Source organism: Pseudomonas sp. B21-021, assembly GCF_024749205.1.
GTDB classification, from domain to species: Bacteria; Pseudomonadota; Gammaproteobacteria; order Pseudomonadales; family Pseudomonadaceae; genus Aquipseudomonas; species Aquipseudomonas paraglycinae.
On sequence record NZ_CP087192.1, the window covers coordinates 424409 to 445703 of the forward strand.

The 21295-nt window shown below is 61.7% G+C and carries 22 protein-coding genes; 12 read left to right on the forward strand and 10 right to left on the reverse strand.

Features of this window, described 5'->3' with window-relative positions:
- Positions 1–222 precede the first annotated feature (222 nt).
- From LOY31_RS01890 to LOY31_RS01930, 9 genes are all read left to right on the forward strand, one after another.
- Positions 223–1170: a choline ABC transporter substrate-binding protein gene (locus LOY31_RS01890; RefSeq protein WP_085608394.1), complete on the forward strand. Its 948-nt coding sequence runs from the start codon at positions 223–225 to the stop codon at positions 1168–1170.
- A complete protein-coding gene (locus tag LOY31_RS01895; RefSeq protein WP_258712757.1) occupies positions 1170–2087 on the forward strand; it encodes an alpha/beta hydrolase in 918 nt (305 codons plus the stop codon). The genes LOY31_RS01890 and LOY31_RS01895 overlap by 1 nt, the downstream gene beginning before the upstream one ends.
- Positions 2088–2191: 104 nt before the next feature.
- Entirely contained in the window at positions 2192–3163 is a 972-nt protein-coding gene (gene pip, locus LOY31_RS01900) for a prolyl aminopeptidase (RefSeq protein ID WP_085608396.1), read from the forward strand.
- Positions 3160–3597: a D-aminoacyl-tRNA deacylase gene (gene dtd / locus LOY31_RS01905; protein WP_064592873.1), complete on the forward strand. Its 438-nt coding sequence runs from the start codon at positions 3160–3162 to the stop codon at positions 3595–3597. The genes pip and dtd overlap by 4 nt, the downstream gene beginning before the upstream one ends.
- Before the next feature lie 321 nt (positions 3598–3918).
- A complete protein-coding gene (locus LOY31_RS01910; protein WP_258712758.1) occupies positions 3919–5733 on the forward strand; it encodes a glucan biosynthesis protein G in 1815 nt (604 codons plus the stop codon).
- Positions 5726–8296 (forward strand): glucans biosynthesis glucosyltransferase MdoH, encoded by a 2571-nt coding sequence (gene mdoH / locus LOY31_RS01915; RefSeq protein ID WP_258712759.1) that lies wholly within the window; start codon positions 5726–5728, stop codon positions 8294–8296. Before LOY31_RS01910 ends, mdoH begins: the two co-directional genes overlap by 8 nt.
- A 247-nt stretch (positions 8297–8543) precedes the next feature.
- Complete coding sequence (locus LOY31_RS01920; protein WP_039772466.1) at positions 8544–9341, forward strand: transporter substrate-binding domain-containing protein; 798 nt, start codon at positions 8544–8546, stop codon at positions 9339–9341.
- A 141-nt stretch (positions 9342–9482) separates the two neighbouring features.
- Positions 9483–10442: an amino acid ABC transporter permease gene (locus tag LOY31_RS01925; protein ID WP_007952431.1), complete on the forward strand. Its 960-nt coding sequence runs from the start codon at positions 9483–9485 to the stop codon at positions 10440–10442.
- Entirely contained in the window at positions 10435–11169 is a 735-nt protein-coding gene (locus tag LOY31_RS01930) for an amino acid ABC transporter ATP-binding protein (RefSeq protein WP_085608399.1), read from the forward strand. Before LOY31_RS01925 ends, LOY31_RS01930 begins: the two co-directional genes overlap by 8 nt.
- Before the next feature lie 53 nt (positions 11170–11222).
- On the opposite strand, the gene LOY31_RS01935 is transcribed toward LOY31_RS01930, so the two are convergent.
- From LOY31_RS01935 to ubiE, 10 genes are all read right to left on the reverse strand, one after another.
- On the reverse strand, positions 11223–13139 hold the full coding sequence (locus LOY31_RS01935; RefSeq protein WP_085608400.1) for a methyl-accepting chemotaxis protein: 1917 nt from the start codon (positions 13137–13139) through the stop codon (positions 11223–11225).
- Between the two features lie 91 nt (positions 13140–13230).
- A complete protein-coding gene (locus LOY31_RS01940) occupies positions 13231–13938 on the reverse strand; it encodes a 16S rRNA (uracil(1498)-N(3))-methyltransferase (protein ID WP_127796664.1) in 708 nt (235 codons plus the stop codon).
- Positions 13935–14723 (reverse strand): twin-arginine translocase subunit TatC, encoded by a 789-nt coding sequence (gene tatC / locus LOY31_RS01945; protein WP_007952425.1) that lies wholly within the window; start codon positions 14721–14723, stop codon positions 13935–13937. The genes LOY31_RS01940 and tatC overlap by 4 nt, the downstream gene beginning before the upstream one ends.
- Positions 14720–15166 carry a Sec-independent protein translocase protein TatB gene (gene tatB / locus LOY31_RS01950; RefSeq protein ID WP_085608403.1) on the reverse strand — a complete coding sequence of 149 codons (447 nt, stop codon included), beginning with the start codon at positions 15164–15166 and terminating at the stop codon, positions 14720–14722. The genes tatC and tatB overlap by 4 nt, the downstream gene beginning before the upstream one ends.
- Positions 15167–15176: 10 nt before the next feature.
- Complete coding sequence (locus LOY31_RS01955; RefSeq protein WP_007952423.1) at positions 15177–15455, reverse strand: twin-arginine translocase TatA/TatE family subunit; 279 nt, start codon at positions 15453–15455, stop codon at positions 15177–15179.
- 25 nt (positions 15456–15480) lie between these two features.
- Positions 15481–15813, reverse strand: a complete 333-nt coding sequence (locus LOY31_RS01960; protein ID WP_007952422.1) for a phosphoribosyl-ATP diphosphatase — start codon at positions 15811–15813, stop codon at positions 15481–15483.
- Entirely contained in the window at positions 15806–16207 is a 402-nt protein-coding gene (hisI, locus tag LOY31_RS01965; protein ID WP_007909357.1) for a phosphoribosyl-AMP cyclohydrolase, read from the reverse strand. Before hisI ends, LOY31_RS01960 begins: the two co-directional genes overlap by 8 nt.
- A gap of 80 nt (positions 16208–16287) precedes the next feature.
- On the reverse strand, positions 16288–17892 hold the full coding sequence (gene ubiB, locus LOY31_RS01970) for a ubiquinone biosynthesis regulatory protein kinase UbiB (RefSeq protein WP_221533646.1): 1605 nt from the start codon (positions 17890–17892) through the stop codon (positions 16288–16290).
- Positions 17889–18512, reverse strand: a complete 624-nt coding sequence (locus tag LOY31_RS01975) for an SCP2 domain-containing protein (RefSeq protein WP_007952419.1) — start codon at positions 18510–18512, stop codon at positions 17889–17891. The genes ubiB and LOY31_RS01975 overlap by 4 nt, the downstream gene beginning before the upstream one ends.
- Positions 18512–19282 carry a bifunctional demethylmenaquinone methyltransferase/2-methoxy-6-polyprenyl-1,4-benzoquinol methylase UbiE gene (ubiE, locus tag LOY31_RS01980; RefSeq protein ID WP_007952418.1) on the reverse strand — a complete coding sequence of 257 codons (771 nt, stop codon included), beginning with the start codon at positions 19280–19282 and terminating at the stop codon, positions 18512–18514. Before ubiE ends, LOY31_RS01975 begins: the two co-directional genes overlap by 1 nt.
- A gap of 165 nt (positions 19283–19447) precedes the next feature.
- Here ubiE and LOY31_RS01985 point away from each other — a divergent pair, with 165 nt between their 5' ends.
- From LOY31_RS01985 to LOY31_RS01995, 3 genes are all read left to right on the forward strand, one after another.
- On the forward strand, positions 19448–19723 hold the full coding sequence (locus tag LOY31_RS01985; RefSeq protein ID WP_007952417.1) for a polyhydroxyalkanoic acid system family protein: 276 nt from the start codon (positions 19448–19450) through the stop codon (positions 19721–19723).
- A 258-nt stretch (positions 19724–19981) separates the two neighbouring features.
- Entirely contained in the window at positions 19982–20404 is a 423-nt protein-coding gene (locus LOY31_RS01990) for a phasin family protein (protein WP_007952416.1), read from the forward strand.
- Positions 20405–20414: 10 nt separating this feature from the next.
- Positions 20415–21281 carry a phasin family protein gene (locus LOY31_RS01995; RefSeq protein WP_115076253.1) on the forward strand — a complete coding sequence of 289 codons (867 nt, stop codon included), beginning with the start codon at positions 20415–20417 and terminating at the stop codon, positions 21279–21281.
- Positions 21282–21295: the final 14 nt, after the last annotated feature.

Here is a 21295-nt window from a genome sequence, read left to right on the forward strand (position 1 = left end):
CTAGGGACGCTCCGTGTCCAGTGACGCAGAGCGTCACGGGCTGCATTCCCACGCAGAGCGTGGGAACGATCTGGCTGAAGGGCGCAGCCAAACAGTCGCCACCGTGCAAATCCCGGTCGCCACAGTTCGCTTTTCCCGCTCGTCTGCTGCGTAATGTTTCGGCCACGGTGCAAGAAGACACCGATCCGAACAATAACCCGCTGCCGCACGAGACGATCCCACATGAAAAGACTGTTCACTCGTTGTGCGTTAATTCTTACCGGCAGTGCGCTGCTCAGCGCCGGCGCCATGGCTTCCGACGATGCATCCTGCAAAACCGTGCGCATGGGCGTGGTCAACTGGACCGACGTGATCGCCACCAGCGGCATGGCCGACGTGTTGCTCAACGGCCTCGGCTACGAAAGCAAACAGACCAGCGCCGTGCAGCAAATCATCTTCGCCGGCATCCGCGACAAGCGCCTCGATATCTTCCTCGGTTACTGGAAACCGGCGATGGACAAGAACATCGCACCGTTCCTCGCCGCCAATCAGGTCAAGGTCATGGACAAACCAAGCCTGGCCGACGCACAGGCGACGCTGGCAGTGCCGGACTACGTCGCGGCGGCAGGGCTGAAAACCTTCGGCGACATTGCAAAATTCAAGGATCAGCTCGGCGGCAAGATCTACGGCATCGAGCCCGGCAGCGGCGCCAACACCACGATCAAGACCATGATCGAAACCAACCACTTCGGCCTGAAGGATTTCAAGATCATCGAATCCGGTGAGGCCGGCATGCTCGCCGCCGTGCAGCGAGCGGTGAACCGCAAAGAGTTCGTGGTATTCGTCGGCTGGACCCCGCACCCGATGAACATCAACATGAAGATCACCTACCTGACCGGCAGCGAAGACGTCTACGGCCCCAACGAAGGCGCCGCCACCGTTTCCACCGTCACCGCGCCGGACTACGCCGAGCGCTGCCCGAACGTCCATCGACTGCTGGAAAACCTGACCTTCACCGCCGCCCAGGAAAGCCAGTTGATGGTGCCGATCATGGAGCGCAAAACGCCTCAGGAAGTGGCGAAAACCTGGCTGCGTGAACATCCCGAAGACCTGCAACGCTGGCTGGCGGGTGTCAGCAGTTTCGACGGCAAGGACGGCGTGGCCACGGTTCAGGCCAGCCTGAAAAACTGATGGGCACTTATCCACTCTCGCTGTCGATGGCGGCGTTCGTCGCCAGCACCGAAAGCTTTGCCAGCGATGACAGCAGCCTCGGCGGATTGCGCAAATCCTACGACGCCATGTGCCGCGCCTTCACGCCCGAACGGCCGGCGGGTCTGGAAGTGGTGGATTTCCAGTTGAGCGGGGTGGCGGTGCGTTCGTATCGCCCGCCTGTCCGGCCATCGGCCAGTGGCTGGCCGTGCGTGTTGTATCTGCACGGCGGCGGTTGGGTGGTCGGCGGGCTGGACTCCCATGACTTCATCTGCTGCGAGATGGCGATGGCGCTCGGGGCAATGGTGGTGGCGGTGGATTACCGGCTGGCGCCGGAGCATCCGTTCCCGGCCGGTTTCGAGGATTGCCTGAGCGTCTGGCGCGCTTTGCGCAGCGGGCCGTTCTGGTTCGATCCCGGGCGGATGCTGGTGGCGGGCGACAGCGCCGGCGGCAATCTGGCGGCGGCGCTGTGCCTGGCGCTACGCGATGCCGGCGAGCCGCTGCCGGGCGCGCAGGTCTTGATCTATCCGGGGCTGGGAGGCGACGAGCAGTTGGCGTCACGCAGCGAATGCGCCGATGCGCCGTTGCTCGCCAGCAGCGATGTCGATTGCTATCACGCCTTGTACCTGCGCGGCACCGCGAAGCCGAGCGCTTATGCGATGCCGTTGCTGGCCGGGGACTTCAGCGGGTTGCCCCCGGCCTGGATCGCCGTGGCGCAGTTCGATCCGCTGCGTGACGACGGCGTGTGCTACGCCGAACGGCTTAACGCAGCGGGCGTCGACGCGGCGCTGTATTACGGCGAAGGGCTGGTTCACGGCTGCCTGCGGGCGCGACATCAGGTCGCCGAGGTCGATCGTCTCTTTGAGAACCTGCTGGGGTTCATGGCTGACAAATTGTGACAGCGTGCGGGCATGCTCATTGACGTAAATCGGGTTTATGATGCCGGACGGCAGAATAATAGAAGTCCCCCCAGGGATGACCTCGACCCCTTACGGAGCGCGCAATGCAGACTTTGTTTCCGCAGATCAAACCTCACGCACGGCACGATCTGGCCGTCGATGACACCCATACACTGTACGTCGACGAAAGCGGTTCACCGGAAGGTTTGCCGGTGGTGTTCATCCACGGAGGTCCCGGCGCCGGGTGCGACGCCCAGAGTCGCCGCTACTTCGATCCGAACCTGTATCGCATTGTCACCTTCGACCAGCGCGGTTGCGGTCGCTCCACGCCCCACGCCAGCCTGGAAAACAACACCACCTGGGATCTGGTCGAAGACCTCGAGCGCATCCGCAAACACCTGGGCATCGACAAATGGGTGCTGTTCGGCGGTTCCTGGGGGTCGACCCTGGCGCTGGCGTACGCGCAGACCCACCCGGAGCGTGTGCATGGGCTGATCCTGCGTGGGATCTTTCTCTGCCGCCCGCAGGAAATCGAATGGTTCTACCAGGCTGGTGCCAGCCGTCTGTTCCCCGATTACTGGCAGGACTACATCGCGCCGATCCCGCTGGACGAGCGTGATGACTTGCTCAGCGCTTTCCACAAACGCCTGACCGGCAACGACCAGATCGCCCAGATGCACGCGGCCAAGGCCTGGTCGACCTGGGAAGGGCGCACCGCGACCCTGCGTCCGAATCCGCTGGTGGTCGACCGCTTCTCCGAGCCGCAGCGCGCCTTGTCGATCGCGCGGATCGAATGCCACTACTTCACCAACAATGCGTTCCTTGAGCCAAACCAGCTGATCCGCGACATGGGCAAGATCGCCCATCTGCCCGGCGTGATCATCCATGGTCGTTACGACGTGATCTGCCCGCTCGACAACGCCTGGGAACTGCATCAGGCCTGGCCGAACAGCGAGCTGCAGGTGATCCGCGATGCAGGCCACGCCGCGTCCGAGCCGGGCATCACCGATGCACTGGTGCGCGCCGCCAGCAAAATGGCCCGTCGTCTGCTCGACCTGCCGCCCGAAGAAGCATGAAGGGTCTTTTGCAGCGCGTGAAAGGCGCGCGGGTCGAAGTGGCGGGAGAGGTGGTCGGCAGTGTCGATCAGGGTTTATTGGTGCTGGTGGCGGTCGAACCCGACGACACGCCGGCCAGCGCCGACAAACTTCTGCATAAGCTGCTTAACTATCGAGTGTTCAGTGACGCGGAGGGCAAGATGAATCTGTCCCTGGCGGATGTGGGCGGCGGGTTGCTGCTGGTCTCTCAGTTCACCCTCGCTGCCGACACCAAAAGCGGGTTGCGCCCGAGTTTCTCGACCGCCGCCCCTCCGGCGCTGGGTGAAGAATTATTCGACTATCTATTAAGCAAAGCGAAACAGATGCATGGCACAGTGGCATCAGGTAGATTCGGCGCGGATATGCAGGTGCACCTGGTCAACGATGGCCCGGTAACCTTCCTGTTACAGACATGAAAGCGCTTGAAACATCTTTTTAAGGGCTTTTCGACTGAAAACAGGGAATTTTCGCGATAAATACTTTGTTACCCCTGATGCGTTGTCACGCGGGCTACTAGATAATCGCGCGCTACGGGGATCAGCGTTCGTTGGTCCATTTTGACTTAGGTAGAGACTTGTCCGGATCCGATTGGGGAATCATTTTGACCCAGCGGAGTCGGAACAATGCTCGCCAACTTGGCAAGGGTGCCCTGAAAGGTCGGTTCTTTTGTACCGAATCCCTCACAGGCACTTCATCTGGCCGTTGGTTTATTGATCTGTTTTCGGCGAGGGTTGCTCGTGATTGTTAGTCCCTGTAATGCAGCAAAATTGTCTGCCAAACGCTTGCGCAGCGCTCTGGTAGCGGGCTCGGCAGTACTCTGCCTGCTCAGCGCCGGCCAGCTTTGGGCATTCAATCTTGACGATGTGTCGGCCAAGGCCAAAGAGCTGGCCGGGCAGAAGTTCGAAGCCCCGCGCAGCAACCTGCCGAACGAATTCCGTGAAATGAAATTCGCGGACTATCAGAAGATTCGTTTCCGCACCGAAAAAGCCGAATGGGCCGACCAGAAGAACCCGTTCAAGCTGTCCTTCTATCACCAGGGCATGCACTTCGATACGCCGGTAAAAATCAACGAAATCACCGCGAACACCGTCGAAGAGATCAAATACGATCCGAGCCGTTTCGATTTCGGCGACCTGCAGTTCGATCCGAAGGCCACCGAACAACTGGGCTATGCCGGTTTCCGTGTGCTGTACCCGATCAACAAGGCTGACAAGCAAGACGAAATCATGACCATGCTGGGCGCGAGCTACTTCCGCGTCGTCGGCAAGGGTCACACCTACGGTCTGTCGGCCCGTGGTCTGGCAATCGACACCGCTTTGCCGTCCGGCGAAGAATTCCCGCGTTTTCGCGAGTTCTGGATTCAGCAGCCGAAGCCGGGTGACAAGCACCTGGTGATCTTCGCCCTGCTGGATTCGCCACGTGCGACCGGCGCCTACCGTCTGATCCTGCGTCCGGGCAGCGACACCATTGTCGACGTCAAGGGCCAGATGTACCTGCGTGACAAGGTCGGCAAGCTCGGCATCGCGCCGCTGACCAGCATGTTCCTGTTCGGCGCCAACCAGCCGTCGAAAGTGCTCAACTACCGTCGTGAACTGCACGACTCCAGCGGTCTGTCGATCCATGCCGGCAACGGCGAGTGGATCTGGCGTCCGCTGAACAACCCTAAACATTTGGCTGTCAGCCAGTTCAGCGTCGAGAACCCGCGTGGTTTCGGTCTGCTGCAACGTGGCCGTGACTTCAGCCACTACGAAGACCTCGACGACCGCTACGACAAGCGCCCAAGCGCCTGGATCGAGCCGAAGGGCGACTGGGGCAAAGGCACCGTAGATCTGGTCGAGATCCCGACCGCCGACGAAACCAACGACAACATCGTTGCGTTCTGGAGCCCGGAAAAACTGCCGGAGCCTGGCCAGCCGCTGGACTTCGCCTACCGCATGCACTGGACCATCGACGAAGCCGCACTGCACGCGCCGGACAGCGCCTGGGTCAACCAGACCCTGCGCTCCACGGGTGACGTCAAGCAATCGAACCTGATCCGTCAGCCGGATGGCAGCGTTGCCTACCTGGTCGACTTCGAAGGCCCGTCTCTGGTCGCTTTGGCCCCGGATGCGGACGTTCGCAGCCAGGTCAGCGTTGGCGACAACGCCGAGCTGGTCGAGAACAGCGTGCGCTACAACCCTGAAACCAAGGGCTGGCGCCTGACCCTGCGGATGAAGATCAAGGACGCGAGCAAGTCCACCGAGATGCGCGCGGCTCTGGTTCAGCCAGTGGTGACCGCTGATCTGGTCAAGTCTTCGGTGCCGACGTCCAACTCGTCGGTAGCCAAAGCCGACAAGGTTGCCGCCAAGCAACAAGAGAAAGCCGACAAGGAAGCCAAGGCCGCCGAGGCCAAACAGGCCGACGCCAAGCCGGTTGCAGATGCCAAGGACAAGGCCAACAAAGACGCCAAGCAGCCAGCCGCTGCGGACGCGGCCCCAGCCACACCGGAATCGGCACCGACTGAAGAAGTCCTGACCGAGACCTGGAGCTATCAGTTGCCTGCCGATGAGTAACTCTCAAGTACAGCCAGAGACTCTGTCCGAGTACCTGGCGCATCTGCCGATGACCGACGAGCAGCGCGCGGAACTCGCGGGCTGCCAGTCCTTCAGCGAATTGCATGAACGCCTGTCGTCCAAGACCTTTGACGCTCCGACCGAAGCCGCCCAGGCTTCGGTGGGCAAGCGCCTGACCCTGAGCACCGCCGAAGAGCTGCAAGACGCGGAAATGCTGGTGCTCGACGCCAGCGGCCGGGTCAGCATGAAGGCCACGCCGCCGATCCGTCGGACCAAGGTCGTGCCGGAGCCGTGGCGCACCAACATTCTGGTGCGTGGCTGGCGCCGCCTGACAGGCCGGACCAACCCGCCGCAACCGCCGAAGGACGCCAACGTGCTGCCGGCGGCGCGCTGGCGCACGGTCGGTTCGATCCGTCGCTACATTCTGCTGGTGCTGATGCTGGGTCAGACCATCGTCGCCGGCTGGTACATGAAAGGCATCATGCCGTACCAGGGCTGGTCGTTCGTCGATCTGGAAGAAGTCCTGCATCAACCGCTGCTGCAAACCGCCACGCAAGTGCTGCCGTATGCGCTGCAGACCAGCATCCTGATCATGTTCGGGATTCTGTTCTGCTGGGTGTCGGCCGGTTTCTGGACCGCGCTGATGGGCTTCCTCGAATTGCTCACCGGCCACGATAAATACCGGATCTCCGGTAAAAGTGCCGGTAACGAGCCGATTCCGAAGGATGCGCGCACCGCACTGGTGATGCCGATCTGCAACGAAGACGTGCCTCGGGTGTTCGCCGGTCTGCGCGCGACGTTCGAGTCGGTCGCCGCTACCGGTGACCTGGACCGTTTCGACTTCTTCGTCCTCAGTGACAGTAACGACACCGACATCTGCGTTGCCGAGCAGCAGGCCTGGCTGGACGTCTGCCGCGAAGCCAAGGGTTTCGGCAAGATCTTCTATCGCCGCCGTCGCCGCCGCGTCAAACGCAAGAGCGGCAACCTCGATGACTTCTGCCGTCGCTGGGGCGGTGACTACAAGTACATGGTCGTACTCGACGCCGACTCGGTCATGAGCGGCGAGTGCCTGACCAGTCTGGTACGCCTGATGGAGGCCACTCCGGACGCCGGCATCATCCAGACCGCGCCGCGTGCTTCGGGCATGGACACGCTGTATGCCCGCATGCAGCAGTTCGCCACCCGCGTTTACGGTCCGCTGTTCACCGCCGGCCTGCACTTCTGGCAGCTGGGTGAATCCCACTACTGGGGTCACAACGCGATCATCCGCATGAAGCCGTTCATCGACCACTGCGCCCTGGCGCCGTTGCCGGGCAAGGGGGCGTTCTCCGGTGCGATCCTCTCTCACGACTTCGTTGAAGCTGCGCTGATGCGCCGTGCCGGCTGGGGCGTGTGGATTGCCTACGATCTGCCGGGCAGCTACGAAGAACTGCCGCCGAACCTGCTCGACGAACTCAAGCGTGACCGTCGCTGGTGCCACGGCAACCTGATGAACTTCCGTCTGTTCCTGGTAAAAGGCATGCACCCGGTGCACCGCGCGGTGTTCCTGACCGGCGTGATGTCTTACCTGTCGGCACCGCTGTGGTTCTTCTTCCTGGTGTTGTCGACCGCGCTGCTGGCGGTGAACACGCTGATGGAGCCGCAGTACTTCCTCGAACCGCGTCAGCTCTATCCGCTGTGGCCACAATGGCACCCGGACAAGGCGATCGCGCTGTTCTCGACGACCATCGTGCTGCTGTTCCTGCCGAAGCTGTTGAGCATCATCCTGATCTGGGCCAAGGGCGCGAAAGAGTTCGGCGGCAAGTTCAAGGTGACCCTGTCGATGCTGCTGGAGATGCTGTTCTCCATGCTGCTGGCGCCGGTGCGGATGATTTTCCACACCCGTTTCGTTCTGGCCGCGTTCCTCGGCTGGGCCGCGACCTGGAACTCGCCGCAGCGTGACGACGACTCGACGCCATGGAGCGAAGCGGTCAAGCGTCACGGTCCGCAGACCCTGCTGGGCTTCTTCTGGGCGCTGCTGGTGATCTGGCTGAACCCAAGCTTCCTGTGGTGGCTGGTGCCGATCGTCGGTTCGCTGATGCTGTCGATTCCGGTGTCGGTGATTTCCAGTCGCGTCGGTCTGGGCCTCAAATCCCGTGACGAGAGCCTGTTCCTCATCCCCGAGGAATACAATCCGCCACAGGCGCTGCTGGCCACCGATCAGTACACCCACGAAAACCGCTGGCACGCGCTGAACGACGGCTTCGTCCGCGCCGTGGTCGATCCGCAGCAGAACGCCCTGGCGTGCTCGCTGGCGACCTCGCGTCACGGTGAGGCCGAGCCGATCGAATGGCTGCGCCAGGAACGTGTGCGTCACGCGATCAAGGTCGGCCCGGCCGGGCTGAACAACCATGATCGCCTGCAACTGCTGAGCGATCCGGTGGCCCTGGCCCGTCTGCACGAGCAGGTGTGGGCCGAAGGTCACGCCGAGTGGCTGGATGCATGGCGGGCTTCGGTGAAAGCCGACCCTCATGCACCGCTGCTGCCGCTCAAGCCGGTGAGCTTGCAGACGCAACCGGCCTGATGAAGAAACCCCGCGAAAGCGGGGTTTTTTTTGCCTGCCGATTACCGTCGCGGATCACTCGTTCCCACGCTCTGCGTGGGAATGCAGCCCGAGACGCTCTGCGTCCCATCCGGCACCAACCGATCAAAAAACCTTGTGCAAACGGACGAGTGCGTTAGCATCCGTCCCCGAATTGGCGCACCCGGACAATCTTGTCCATTTCTGTCGGTTTTCGCGCCGCAAACGCAATGGTTTTGGGGACTTGAAGATGAAGAAGTATCTGTCGATGCTGCTGGTCGGCGTCACGGCACTGGTTGCAGTCAATGCGGCGCAGGCCGGCGCAATCGATGACGCGGTCAAGCGCGGCTCGTTGAAAGTCGGTATGGATCCGACCTACATGCCGTTCGAAATGACCAACAAGCGCGGCGAAATCATCGGTTTCGAAGTCGACATCCTCAAAGCCATGACCAAGGCCATGGGCGTCAAGCTGGAGCTGGTCTCCACCGGTTACGACGGGATCATCCCGGCGTTGATGACCGACAAGTTCGACATGATCGGCAGTGGCATGACCCTGACCCAGGAACGCAACCTGCGCCTGAACTTCAGCGAACCGTTCATCGTGGTCGGCCAGACCCTGCTGATCCGTAAAGAGCTGGAAGGCACCATCAAGTCCTATAAAGACCTGAACACCGCCGATTACCGCATCACCTCCAAGCTGGGCACCACCGGCGAGATGGTCGCCAAGAAGCTGATCTCCAAGGCCAAGTACCACGGCTACGACAACGAGCAGGAAGCCGTGCTCGACGTGGTCAACGGCAAGGCTGACGCCTTCATCTACGACGCGCCGTACAACGTCGTTGCAGTGAACAAGGTCGGCGCCGGCAAACTGGTGTTCCTCGACAAGCCGTTCACCTACGAGCCGCTGGCCTTCGGTCTGAAGAAGGGTGACTACGACAGCATCAACTTCATCAACAACTTCCTGCACCAGATCCACGAAGACGGCACCTACGATCGCATCCATGACAAGTGGTTCAAGAGCACCGAGTGGCTCAAGGACATGGAATAACACCCGCTCGCCGATCGTTCCCACGCTCTGCGTGGGAACGCCGCCCGGGACGCTCCGCGTCCCTTCGCAAGCGTGACGCAGAGCGTCACAGGATGCATTCCCACGCAGAGCGTGGGAACGAGCGAATCAGAGAAACATTCAATGAAACAGAAAAAAGCCCAATGGCCCTGGCACGTCCTGACCGTGCTGGTGCTGGTCGGCCTGGCCGGCGCGCTGTATTACGCCACGTCGCTGATGTCCTATGAATGGCGCTGGAATCGTGTGCCGCAGTACTTCGCCTATCAGGCCGAGGAAACCCAGCGCGCGACCGACATTTCCACCGTCAGCGAACTGGTGCGCAAGGGCGGCAGCGCGCAGGTCACTCTGCGCAACGATGCCGGTGACGAGCAGCACCTGACCGTCGACGAAAACAGCCTGCAATTCGCTCAGGGCGACGATGTGGCCGAAGGCGACGTCGTGGGCGTGACGCGGCATTGGGCGGCAGGTCCACTGTTGTGGGGCCTGTGGACCACGCTTTGGCTGTCGGTGGTGTCCGGCGTGCTGGGCTTGCTGATCGGTCTGGCCACCGGGCTGTGCCGGCTGTCGAGCAACCCGACCCTGCGCGACCTGTCGACGATTTATGTCGAACTGGTGCGCGGCACGCCGCTGCTGGTGCAGATCTTCATTTTCTATTTCTTCATCGGCACGGTGATGAACCTGTCCCGGGAATTCGCCGGGATCGCCGCGCTGTCGCTGTTCACCGGCGCCTACGTGGCGGAAATCATCCGTTCCGGCGTCCAGTCGATTGCTCGTGGCCAGAACGAAGCGGCGCGTTCGCTGGGTCTGAGCGCCGGCCAGTCGATGCGTCATGTGGTGCTGCCGCAAGCGTTCAAGCGCGTGCTGCCACCGTTGGCCGGGCAGTTCATCAGTCTGGTCAAAGACACCTCGCTGGTGTCGGTGATCGCCATCACCGAGCTGCTGAAAAGCGGTCGTGAAGTCATCACCACGTCGTTCTCGCCGTTCGAGATCCTGTTCTGCGTCGCCGGCCTATACCTGTTGATCAACCTGCCGCTGTCGAAAATCGCCAGCCGGCTTGAGCGGAGGCTCGCGCAAAGTGATTGAAGTCCGCGATCTGGTAAAAGTCTTCGACACCCGTGGGCAAGTGGTGCGCGCGGTGGATAACGTCAGCACGTCCGTCGCCAAGGGTGAAGTGCTGGTGGTGATCGGCCCGTCCGGTTCCGGCAAGTCGACGTTCCTGCGTTGCCTCAATGGTCTGGAAGAATTCGATTCCGGCTCGGTGAGCATCGACGGCCTGCAACTGGCCGACCCGAAAACCGACGTCAACGCCTACCGCCGCGAAGTCGGCATGGTGTTCCAGCATTTCAATCTGTTCCCGCACATGACCGTGCTGGAAAACCTGTGCCTGGCGCAGAAAGTCGTGCGCAAGCGCGGCCAGAAGGAAAGCGAGGCCAAGGCTCTGGCATTGCTGGAGAAGGTCGGCATCGCCCAGAAGGCCCGCGAATATCCATCGCGCCTGTCCGGCGGTCAGCAGCAGCGCGTGGCGATTGCCCGGGCTCTGGCGATGGACCCCAAGGTCATGCTGTTCGACGAACCGACCTCGGCCCTCGACCCGGAAATGGTCGGCGAAGTGCTGGACGTGATGAAGAACCTGGCCGTGGAAGGCATGACGATGGTCTGCGTGACCCACGAAATGGGCTTCGCCCGGGAAGTGGCGGATCGGGTACTGTTCTTCGATCACGGCAAACTGCTGGAAGACGCCTCGCCGTCAGAGTTCTTCGATGCACCGAAGGACCCGCGAGCCCAGGCGTTCCTGCGGCAAGTCCTCTAAACGCAGGGCAAAAAAAACGCAGCCATTGGCTGCGTTTTTTTTGTTTGTGCGGTTTACACCTTGAACCGGCCCACCAGCGTTTGCAGGTGAGTGCCCAAACGCGCCAGCTCGACGCTGGAGGCCGCCGTCTCTTCACTGGCCGCCGAAGTCTGGTCCGAGACATCCCGCACGTTCAGCACGCTGCGGTTGATCTCTTCGGCCACGGCGCTCTGCTGCTCGGCCGCCGCGGCGATCTGCTGGTTCATCGCCTGAATCGCCGAAACGGTACGGGTAATGCTTTCCAGCGAACCACCGGCACGCCGGGTCAGCTCGACGCTGCTGTCGGTCAGGGTGCGGCTGTTGTCCATGATCGTCGCCACTTGCTGGGTGCCGTTCTGCAGACCGACGATCAGCTCTTCGATCTCTTCGGTGGACTTCTGAGTGCGCTGGGCCAAGCTGCGGACTTCGTCGGCAACCACCGCAAAACCACGTCCGGCTTCACCGGCACGGGCGGCCTCGATGGCGGCGTTGAGTGCCAGCAGGTTGGTTTGCTGGGCCACGGACTTGATCACGTCGAGCACGCTGCCGATCTTGTCGCTTTCGCGCTTGAGCTCGCCCATGGCCTCGGTGGAGTGGCCGACTTCAGCAGCCAGACGTTCGATCTGGGCGATGGCCTCGCCAACCACCTTGTCGCCTTCACGGGCCTGCTGGTCAGCGGCGACGGCTGCTTCCGAAGCTTCCTCGGCGTTGCGCGCGACTTCCTGCACGGTGGCGGCCATTTCGTTCATGGCGGTCGCGACCTGGTCGGTCTCGATTTTCTGATTGTTCACGCCGGCGCTGGTCTGCTCGGTCACGGCCGACAGTTCTTCGGCAGCGCTGGCGATCTGGGTCACGCCGTCGCTGATCCCACCGATCAATTCGCGCAGGCCTTGAGTCATGCTCTGCATCGAGCGTTGCAGTTGGCCGAGTTCGTCGCGGCGCAGGGACACCAGGTTGTGGGTCAGATCACCGGCGGCCACGCGCTCGGCAACTTTCAGGGTTTGCTCCAGCGGAATGATGATCTGGCGGGTGATCGCCCAAGCGGCGAGCAGGCCGAAAGCCACGGCCAGCAGAGTGGCGATCAGCAGCTGGTTCTTGGCGCTGGCAGCATCGGTGTCGCGGACGATGGTCTGGGACACCGTGAGTTTCTTGCTGACATCGAGCAGGATGTCACCCTGGGCCGACATGCGGGCCAGCGCCTTGGCATTGTTCACCTGGGAGTCGCGGAACTGGCTGACGGCAGCGCGGTAAGCCTTCAGCGATTCGGTGGCCTGCTGCAGGTTGGCGATGTGTTGCTCGGGCAGTTTGCTCGGCAGGCTTTCCAGATTGTTCAGGGCGGCGGCGATGGCATCCAGCGCCGGTTGTTCGGCTTCGGCCTTGCCGCTGTAGGTGTAGCCGCGCACCTGATAGCGCGCCTGCTGCAGCAGTTTGCTCAGCTCGATCACGCTGTTGAATTGCGCGACGCTGTCGCCTTGCAGCAGTGATTTCTCGACTTCGCTGACCTTGGCCACGGCGTTATCGGCGCTGGCGCCGAGTTTGCTGCGGGCGTCTTCACGCTGCACGGTGGCCTGGGTCATGTCGCCAAAGGCGCGTTTGTACTCGGCAACCGCCGCCAGTTGCTGATCGATCATGGCCACGTCGGACGGTTGCTCGATCATGCCGCGAGCGCTTTGCAGGCCGGCGTCGAGTTTGCCGAGCAGGTCGTTGACCGCACCGGGGCCCTGTTCGCCACGGCGGGCTTCATAGTCCAGGCGCGCCAGGCGCAGGTCCTTGGTCAGCTCGTTGAGGCTGGAGATGAAGCCGAGTTTGTCGCCCCGGCTGATGATGCCGCTCATGCCGGTCCAGCCGGTGAAGGTGATCAACAGGGTCAGCAGCAGCACCAGGCCGAAACCGATTCCAAGCTTACGTTTGACGCTGACGTTTCCAAGACTCTCGGCTAACCAACGGTACATGCGACGACTCCCTCGGACCACTAATTGGACTTATGGGGAGGGTATCGGCCGCATGATGGCAATCTGTAACGCCTTTTGTCTGGCGAAGACTTCAGAACAGCCGGGCGAGCAGCGCGGTGACGGCGGTTTCGACCCGCAGGATTCGCTCGCCAAGCTGCACCGGTTGCAGCCCGGCCTTGGCCAGCAGATCGATTTCGTAGGGAATCCAGCCACCCTCGGGGCCGATGGCCAGGGTCACCGGTTCGCTCAGGGCACGCGGGCAGGGCGGGAAGTTGCCCGGATGGCCGACCAGGCCGAGGGTGCCGTCGGTGATGGCCGGCAGGCGGTCTTCGACGAACGGCTTGAAGCGCTTCTCGATGATGATTTCCGGCAGCACCGTATCCCGGGCCTGTTCGAGGCCGAGGATCAGTTGTTCGCGGATCGCTTCCGGTTCGAGGAACGGCGTCTGCCAGAAGCTTTTCTCGACCCGGTAGCTGTTGACCAGAATCACCTTCGACACGCCCATGGTCGCCACGGTCTGGAACACCCGGCGCAGCATCTTCGGGCGGGGCAGGGCGAGTACCAGGGTCAGCGGCAGTTTGGCCGGCGGCGGTTGATCGAGGGTGACCCGCAGTTCGGCTTCGCCTGCTTCCAGGCGCAGCAGCTCGGCCGAGCCCATCAACCCGTTGATGCGCCCGACCCGCAGGCTGTCGCCGACTTCCGAGCGGTGGACTTCCTGCATGTGAGTCAGGCGCCGATCACGCAGCACGACGCGGTCGGCCGCGATGAAGTCGGCCTCTTCGAGCAGCAGCAGGTTCATGGCTGAGTCGCTGGCGGCTGGTCGTTGTGGTCGTCGGCGGTTTCTTCCGGGCGCTCGCGCTTGCTGACCAGACTGCCGAACAGGATGCCGACTTCGAACAGCATCCACATCGGCACGGCCAGCAGGGTCTGGGAGAAGATGTCCGGCGGGGTCAGGATCATGCCGACCACGAAGCAGCCGATGATCACGTACGGACGGATCTTCTTCAGGTATTTGACGTCGACCACACCGATCCACACCAGCAGCACCACGGCCACCGGGATTTCGAACGCCACGCCGAAGGCGAAAAACAGCGTCATGACGAAATCGAGGTAACTGGTGATGTCGGTCATCATTTCCACGCCGGCCGGGGTGGCGGAGGCGAAGAATTTGAAGATCAGCGGGAACACGAAGAAGTAGGCGAACGCCATGCCGGTGTAGAACAGCAGGATGCTGGAGATCAGCAACGGTACCGCGACACGCTTCTCGTGCTTGTACAGGCCCGGTGCGATGAAGCCCCAGATCTGATGCAGGATCACCGGAATCGCCAGGAACAGCGAGACCATCATCGTCAGTTTCAGCGGCGTCAGGAACGGCGACGACACGTCGGTGGCGATCATCGTCGCGCCGGCCGGCAGGTATTCACGCAGCGGCGTCGAGACGAAGGTGTAGATCTGCTGGGTGAAGGCAAACAGCCCGGCGAAGATGATGAAGATCGCCGCCACGCAACGCAGCAGGCGGGTGCGCAACTCGGTGAGGTGCGAAACCAGCGGCATGTGCTGGTCGTTTTCGGGGAGATCGCTCATGGGGCTCGCGGCGGCAGAGTGGTGTCGTGAGGCGCTGGTGTGGTCGGCGCGGCGGTTGGAGCTACGTGTTCAACCGGGGCTGGCGCGACGACAGGCGCTGGTTCGGTTGGCGCTACAGCAGGTGCCACAGGCGTTGGAGCTGCAGGGCTGTGAATCGTCTGCTCACCCACGTGCTCGACCGGCGTCGGCTCCTGCTGAACCGGCGTGAAAATCTTCCGCGCCTCCTGCTCCAGCGACAGGATGTGCTCGTTGTGCAGTTGCCGACGGATTTCGTCGGCACCGATTTCACGCTCAACTTCCTGTTTGATCGCGTTGAAGCTGCGCTTCAGCCGTCCGACCCACAGGCCGGCGGTGCGCGCAGCGCCCGGCAGACGCTCGGGACCCAGCACCAGCAGGGCAACGAGGCCGACGAGCAGCAGTTCAGAGAAGCTGATACCAAACATTAGTCAGTGCTCACACGTCTTTGCGGATCGGCTCTTCGACTTTCTGCGCCTGCACGTCGATGGTGTGCGGCGGGTTGGCCTGAGCGGTGGCTTGCGGCTGAACCGGTGGAACCGGCTGCGCAGGCGTGACGGTCGGATCGGCCGGTTTTTCGTCGTCGTTCATGGCTTTACGGAAGCCCTTGATCGATTCGCCGACGTCGGTGCCGAGGTTTTTCAGTTTCTTGGTACCGAACACCAGTACCACGACCACCAGGATGACGATCCAGTGTTTCCAGTCAAAAATGCCCATGTTGCTGTTCCTCTCTAATAGTTGTTCAGGCGGACGGGCGCGAGGCTTTCTCGACGTGTCCGGACAGGCCGAAACGGCGATCCAGTTCATCCAGCACTGCCTGCGGATGCTGCCCCAGCTGGGCGAGCATGACCATGCTGTGGAACCACAGGTCGGCGGTCTCGTAGATCACGTCGCTGCAGTCGCCGCTGACGGCGGCGTCCTTGGCGGCGATGATCGTTTCGACCGATTCTTCGCCGACTTTCTCCAGAATCTTGTTCAGACCCTTGTGATACAGGCTGGCGACATACGAGCTGTCGGCGGCTGCGCCCTTGCGCTCTTCCAGCACCTGAGCAAGGCGGGTCAGGGTGTCACTCATGTTTGTGTCCTGCGGAGTAAATAGCGTGCGGGTCTTTCAGGACCGGGTCGACCGTTTTCCAGTCGCCGTTTTCGAAGACGCGGTAGAAGCAGCTTTGACGGCCGGTATGGCAAGCGATGTCGCCGATCTGTTCGACCATCAGGATGATGACGTCGGCGTCGCAGTCCAGACGCATTTCATGCAGCGTCTGTACGTGGCCGGATTCTTCGCCCTTGCGCCACAGCTTGCCACGGGAACGTGACCAATAGATGGCACGGTTTTCCGCCGCGGTCAGCTCCAGGGCTTCGCGGTTCATCCAGGCCATCATCAATACGCGTCCGGTCTTGTGATCCTGGGCAATCGCCGGCACCAGGCCATCGGCGTCCCACTTGATCTCGTCCAGCCAGTTTTTCATCTTCGACTCCGACAGCGAACCCACACTTCAATAGTCGGGTTCAGGCGTTGAAACAGTGTGCCAGCCGATCACGGAACTGGCTATCGGCGAACGACCAGATACAAGCCGACTGCCACCATGATTCCGGCGGGCCAATGCCCCAGTTCGTGCATCGGGCCCCCGGCGGCGAGGATCGTACCGCCCGCCAGATGGGCGCTGCCGAGCAGGCGCAGGAACCAGTCGTCCTTGCGTTTTTTCCATGGTGGCGGCGGGTCGTTGGCGTGGGGCTGGGACATGCGTTCGAGCAGGTCGCGGGCCATGTTGGCCAGGTGCGGCAGTTGTTCGAACTGGCTCTGGACGTTGCCGATCAAGGCTTTCGGGCTGACGCGCTCGCGCATCCAGCGTTCGAGGAACGGCTGTGCGGTGTTCCACAGATCGAGGTCCGGGTACAGCTGGCGGCCCAGGCCTTCGATGTTCAGCAGGGTCTTTTGCAGCAATACGAGTTGTGGCTGCACTTCCATGTTGAAGCGGCGCGCGGTCTGGAACAGGCGCATCAGCACCTGGCCAAATGAAATATCTTTTAATGGTTTTTCGAAGATCGGCTCGCACACGGTACGGATCGCCGCTTCGAATTCGTTGAGCTTGGTTTCCGCCGGTACCCAGCCCGAATCGATGTGCAATTGCGCCACGCGGCGGTAGTCGCGCTTGAAGAAGGCGAACAGGTTGCGCGCCAGGTAGTCCTGGTCTTCCGGGGTCAGACTGCCGACGATGCCGCAGTCGATCGCGATGTACTGCGGGCTCCACGGGTTGACGGTGCTGACGAAAATGTTGCCCGGGTGCATGTCGGCGTGGAAGAAACTGTCGCGGAACACCTGGGTGAAGAAGATCTCCACGCCGCGTTCGGCGAGCATCTTCATGTCGGTGCGCTGGTCGGCGAGGGTCGCCAGATCCGTCACCTGAATCCCGTAGATGCGCTCCATCACCAGCACTTTCGGCCGGCACCAGTCCCAATAGACTTGCGGCACGTAAAGCAGCGGCGAGCCTTCGAAGTTGCGCTTCAACTGGCTGGCGTTGGCCGCCTCGCGCAACAGATCGAGTTCGTCGTAGATGGTTTTTTCGTAGTCGCTGACCACGTCCACCGGGTGCAGCAGACGGGCGTCGGCGGAGACCTTTTCGGCGGCGCGGGCGAGGATGAACAGCCACGCCAGATCCTGGGCGATGATCGGCTTCAGGCCCGGGCGGATCACCTTGACCACCACTTCTTCACCGGTCTTCAGTTGCGCGGCGTGTACTTGCGCCACCGAGGCCGAGGCCAGCGGTTCGACGTCGAAGCGGCTGAACACTTCGCTGATCTTCTTGCCCAGTTGCTCTTCGATCAGCTTGACCGACAGCTGCGAATCGAACGGCGGCACGCGGTCCTGCAACCGCATCAGCTCATCGGCGATGTCTTCCGGCAGCAGGTCGCGGCGGGTCGAAAGGATCTGCCCGAACTTGATGAAGATCGGCCCCAGGTCCTGCAAGGCCAGGCGCAGGCGTGCGCCACGGCTCAGGTCCAGCGGCTTGCGCGGGAGCCAGCGCCACGGCAAGACGTAGCGCAGCGCCAGCAGGAACCACGGCAAAGGCAGGTCGAACAGCAGGTCATCGAGGCGGTAGCGGATCACGACGCGCTGGATGCGCAACAGACGGCGGACGGCGAGCAGCTTCATGCGTTATCGCTTGGGTCGAGGGATCGGGAAAGGCGCTCGAAGCGCGCCTCGAGACGTTCCAGATCGAGTTTGATCCGGTCCAGTTCGCTGAAGCGGGCTTCGGCTTCGCGCTGACCGACGAGGGTACGCGATTCTTCGGCCAGGTATTCGGCGAGGTTCTGGTTGAGGCTGGCAAATCCTTGTTGATACCAGCGGGCGCGGCTGCGCAGGTGACCGCCGACCAGTTGCGTGGCGACCGGGCCCAGCCAGCGCGAGAGTTCGTACTCCCAGTCCAGCTCCAGATCCTGCAGCACGCCCGCCAGCTCCAGCAGCACGCCGCTGTCACCGTCGAGTTCGACTTCCGGCGCGTGCAGCACCGCCGTCTTGTCCTTGCTCAGGGCCAGTTTCACCAGGCTCGAGGCCGGGGCGCGCAGGGTGCAGTCGACGCCGGTTTCCCAGTGGGATGCCAGCATCAGGCCTTCGTCGCTCGGCAGGATGAACAGTTGCAGCGCCGGGCTGCGGCAATCCACGGCAATCACTTTGCCGGTCAGATGCGCCAGTCGCGGCAGCGCCGTGCTGTCGAGACGCAGCACGCGGTTCAGGCCGAGTTCGACGCTGGCGAGCAGCCCGGTCAGCAGCATCAGGGTTTGATGCCGCGGTGCAGGGCGACGATGCCTGCGGTCATGTTGTGATAGGTCACGCGGTCGAAACCGGCGTCGACCATCATCGACTTCAGGGTTTCCTGATTCGGGTGCATGCGGATCGATTCGGCCAGGTAGCGATAGCTTTCCGAGTCATTGGTGATCAGCTTGCCCATCAGCGGCATGAAGGCGAACGAGTAGGCGTCGTAGGCCTTGGACATCAGCGCGTTGGTCGGCTTGGAGAATTCCAGCACCAGCAGGCGACCGCCCGGCTTGAGTACGCGCAGCATCGAACGCAGGGCGTCTTCCTTGTGCGTCACGTTGCGCAGGCCGAAGGCGATGGTCACGCAGTCGAAATGGTTGTCCGGGAACGGCAGCTTTTCAGCGTCGGCCTGAACGAACTCGACGTTGCCCGAAACACCGACATCCAGCAGGCGGTCACGACCGACCTTGAGCATGGATTCGTTGATGTCCGCGAGAACCACCTGACCGGTCGGGCCGACCAGGTGCGAGAATTTCTTGGTCAGGTCGCCCGTACCGCCGGCGATGTCCAGCACGCGGTTACCGGCGCGCACGCCCGACAGTTCGATCGCGAAACGCTTCCACAGACGGTGCATGCCGCCCGACAGAAGGTCGTTCATCAGGTCGTACTTGGCGGCCACGGAGTGGAACACCTCAGCGACTTTTTCCGCTTTCTGGCTTTCCGGAACGTTTTTGAAGCCGAAGTGAGTGGTGGGTTCGGCATCGCTGCCTTTGCGCTGATCAGTCATATCGCTGTCACCAAAAGAGAATGCGCGACATTCTAATCCCCAAGCCATGCTTTGTCTTGGAATGGCTAAAGGTAAGATGGGCAACCTTCGGGACGATTTGCCGCAGTGGCGGTCAAGATTCGTTGCAGGCATTCATAGCCCCATTCAAAAAGCAGGAGTCATTCAATGGCCCATATCAGTGTTGAGCGTGCCCACAGCCTGGGCAAGGAAGCAGCCCGCGAGAAAGCCGACAAACTGGCGCAGAAACTCTCCGATCAATATGGCCTGGAGCCGCAGTGGTCGGGCGATGTCCTGAACCTCAAACGGTCGGGCGTGAAGGGCGCGGTGCATGTGGCCGAGGATTCGATCCGGGTCGACGTGGAACTGGGCCTGATGATGTCGGCCATGAGCGGCATGATCAAAGCCGAGATCGAAAAGGCGCTGGATAAAGCGCTGGTCTGATTTCTGCCTGAAATGAAATCCCCCTGTGGGAGCGAGCTTGCTCCGGGCGGCGATCCGACGAATACGTTGTATCAGCCGACATTTCCGTGACTGACACACCGCATTCGCGAGCAAGCTCGCTCCCACATTTGTTTTGTGGTGTGCCCACCTGTTTATGTCAGTTGTTAGGGTGCCGTTTCTAATTTTTCTCCCTACTTTGTGCCTGAGCCCGACACTCGTCAGGGCAGTTCCTCAAACCTTCTGCGCGTGAGGTGCACCATGGCCAAAGTCATTTTGAAGAAAAAAATCGACGCTTCGACTTCCGCTCTGAGCGACGTCAAATCCTATGCCCGCAAGATCTGGCTGGCAGGCCTGGGTGCCTACACCAAGGTCGGTCAGGAGGGCAGCGAGTACTTTCAGGAGTTGATCAAGGCTGGTCAAACTGTTGAAAAGAAAGGCAAAAAAGCCGTCACCGAAAAACTCGAAGCGGCCAACGCCGAGATCGATGAAGCCAAGAGCGAAGTCAGCTCTTTCAAAGGCCGGGTCGAAGTTCAGCTCGACAAGGTCGAGAAGGCGTTCGACACGCGTGTCGCCAGTGCCTTGAATCGTATCGGCATTCCGTCTAAACATGACGTTGAGGCACTCTCTGCTAAGCTCGATGAGCTGACGGCATTGCTCGAACGCGTCGCGCGTAAATCTTAAGGAGAACGGGATGGCTGGTAAAAAGAACACCGATAAAGAAGGCAGCTCGTGGATCGGAAAAGTCGAAGACTATTCCCGCAAGATCTGGCTGGCTGGTTTAGGCGTGTACTCGAAGATCGACACTGACGGCAGCAAGCTCTTCGATACATTGGTCAAAGACGGCGAGAAAGCCGAGAAGCTCACCAAGGCTGCAGTCGGCAAGAAAGTCGATGCTGCCAAGGATTCTGCAAGCTCGGCAAAATCGCGTATCAGCGGCGTGAAAGATCGCGCACTGGGCACCTGGGATCAGCTGGAAGGGGCTTTCGACAAGCGCCTGAACAGCGCGATTTCGCGCCTGGGCGTACCGAGCCGCAACGAGGTGAAGGATCTGCACAAGAAGGTCGATACCCTGACCAAGCAGATCGAAAAACTCACCGGCCTGAAAGCTCAGCCTGTCGCGGCCAAAACCGCAGCAGCCAAGCCTGCGGCCAAAACCGCTGCCAAGCCACTGGCTAAAGCCGCCGCCAAACCGGCCGCAAAACCTGCAGCCAAAACCGCTGCTGCCAAGCCTGCAGCGAAAGCCGCGGCCAAACCGGTTGCCGCCAAGGCCGCCGCCAAGCCGGCAGCAAAACCAGCTGCCAAACCTGCGGCCAAGCCAGCAGCGAAAACCGCTGCCGCCAAACCCGCTGCCAAGCCTGCCGCCAAACCGGCTGCGGCGAAGAAACCGGCAGTGAAAAAACCGGCCGCGCCGAAAGCCGCTGCGCCGAAACCAGCTGCGCCAAAACCGGTGACCACACCGCAAGCACTGGCAAGCACGTCGAACTCCGCCTCGGCTCCAACCCCGGCGCCTGCTCCGACTGCTGCATCGACTCCGTCGACGCCAACCAGTCAGTCCTGATTTTCAGGGCTCAA

Bases quoted from the DNA above. Each gene is read 5' to 3' on its own strand.
- LOY31_RS01890 (WP_085608394.1), top strand. From the start codon at position 223: ATGAAAAGACTGTTCACTCGTTGTGCGTTAATTCTTACCGGCAGTGCG.
- LOY31_RS01895 (WP_258712757.1), top strand. From the start codon at position 1,170: ATGGGCACTTATCCACTCTCGCTGTCGATGGCGGCGTTCGTCGCCAGC.
- pip (WP_085608396.1), top strand. From the start codon at position 2,192: ATGCAGACTTTGTTTCCGCAGATCAAACCTCACGCACGGCACGATCTG.
- dtd (WP_064592873.1), top strand. From the start codon at position 3,160: ATGAAGGGTCTTTTGCAGCGCGTGAAAGGCGCGCGGGTCGAAGTGGCG.
- mdoH (WP_258712759.1), top strand. From the start codon at position 5,726: ATGAGTAACTCTCAAGTACAGCCAGAGACTCTGTCCGAGTACCTGGCG.
- LOY31_RS01920 (WP_039772466.1), top strand. From the start codon at position 8,544: ATGAAGAAGTATCTGTCGATGCTGCTGGTCGGCGTCACGGCACTGGTT.
- LOY31_RS01925 (WP_007952431.1), top strand. From the start codon at position 9,483: ATGAAACAGAAAAAAGCCCAATGGCCCTGGCACGTCCTGACCGTGCTG.
- LOY31_RS01935 (WP_085608400.1), bottom strand. From the start codon at position 13,139: ATGTACCGTTGGTTAGCCGAGAGTCTTGGAAACGTCAGCGTCAAACGT.
- LOY31_RS01940 (WP_127796664.1), bottom strand. From the start codon at position 13,938: ATGAACCTGCTGCTGCTCGAAGAGGCCGACTTCATCGCGGCCGACCGC.
- tatC (WP_007952425.1), bottom strand. From the start codon at position 14,723: ATGAGCGATCTCCCCGAAAACGACCAGCACATGCCGCTGGTTTCGCAC.
- tatB (WP_085608403.1), bottom strand. From the start codon at position 15,166: ATGTTTGGTATCAGCTTCTCTGAACTGCTGCTCGTCGGCCTCGTTGCC.
- LOY31_RS01955 (WP_007952423.1), bottom strand. From the start codon at position 15,455: ATGGGCATTTTTGACTGGAAACACTGGATCGTCATCCTGGTGGTCGTG.
- LOY31_RS01960 (WP_007952422.1), bottom strand. From the start codon at position 15,813: ATGAGTGACACCCTGACCCGCCTTGCTCAGGTGCTGGAAGAGCGCAAG.
- hisI (WP_007909357.1), bottom strand. From the start codon at position 16,207: ATGAAAAACTGGCTGGACGAGATCAAGTGGGACGCCGATGGCCTGGTG.
- ubiB (WP_221533646.1), bottom strand. From the start codon at position 17,892: ATGAAGCTGCTCGCCGTCCGCCGTCTGTTGCGCATCCAGCGCGTCGTG.
- LOY31_RS01975 (WP_007952419.1), bottom strand. From the start codon at position 18,512: ATGCTGCTGACCGGGCTGCTCGCCAGCGTCGAACTCGGCCTGAACCGC.
- ubiE (WP_007952418.1), bottom strand. From the start codon at position 19,282: ATGACTGATCAGCGCAAAGGCAGCGATGCCGAACCCACCACTCACTTC.
- LOY31_RS01985 (WP_007952417.1), top strand. From the start codon at position 19,448: ATGGCCCATATCAGTGTTGAGCGTGCCCACAGCCTGGGCAAGGAAGCA.
- LOY31_RS01990 (WP_007952416.1), top strand. From the start codon at position 19,982: ATGGCCAAAGTCATTTTGAAGAAAAAAATCGACGCTTCGACTTCCGCT.
- LOY31_RS01995 (WP_115076253.1), top strand. From the start codon at position 20,415: ATGGCTGGTAAAAAGAACACCGATAAAGAAGGCAGCTCGTGGATCGGA.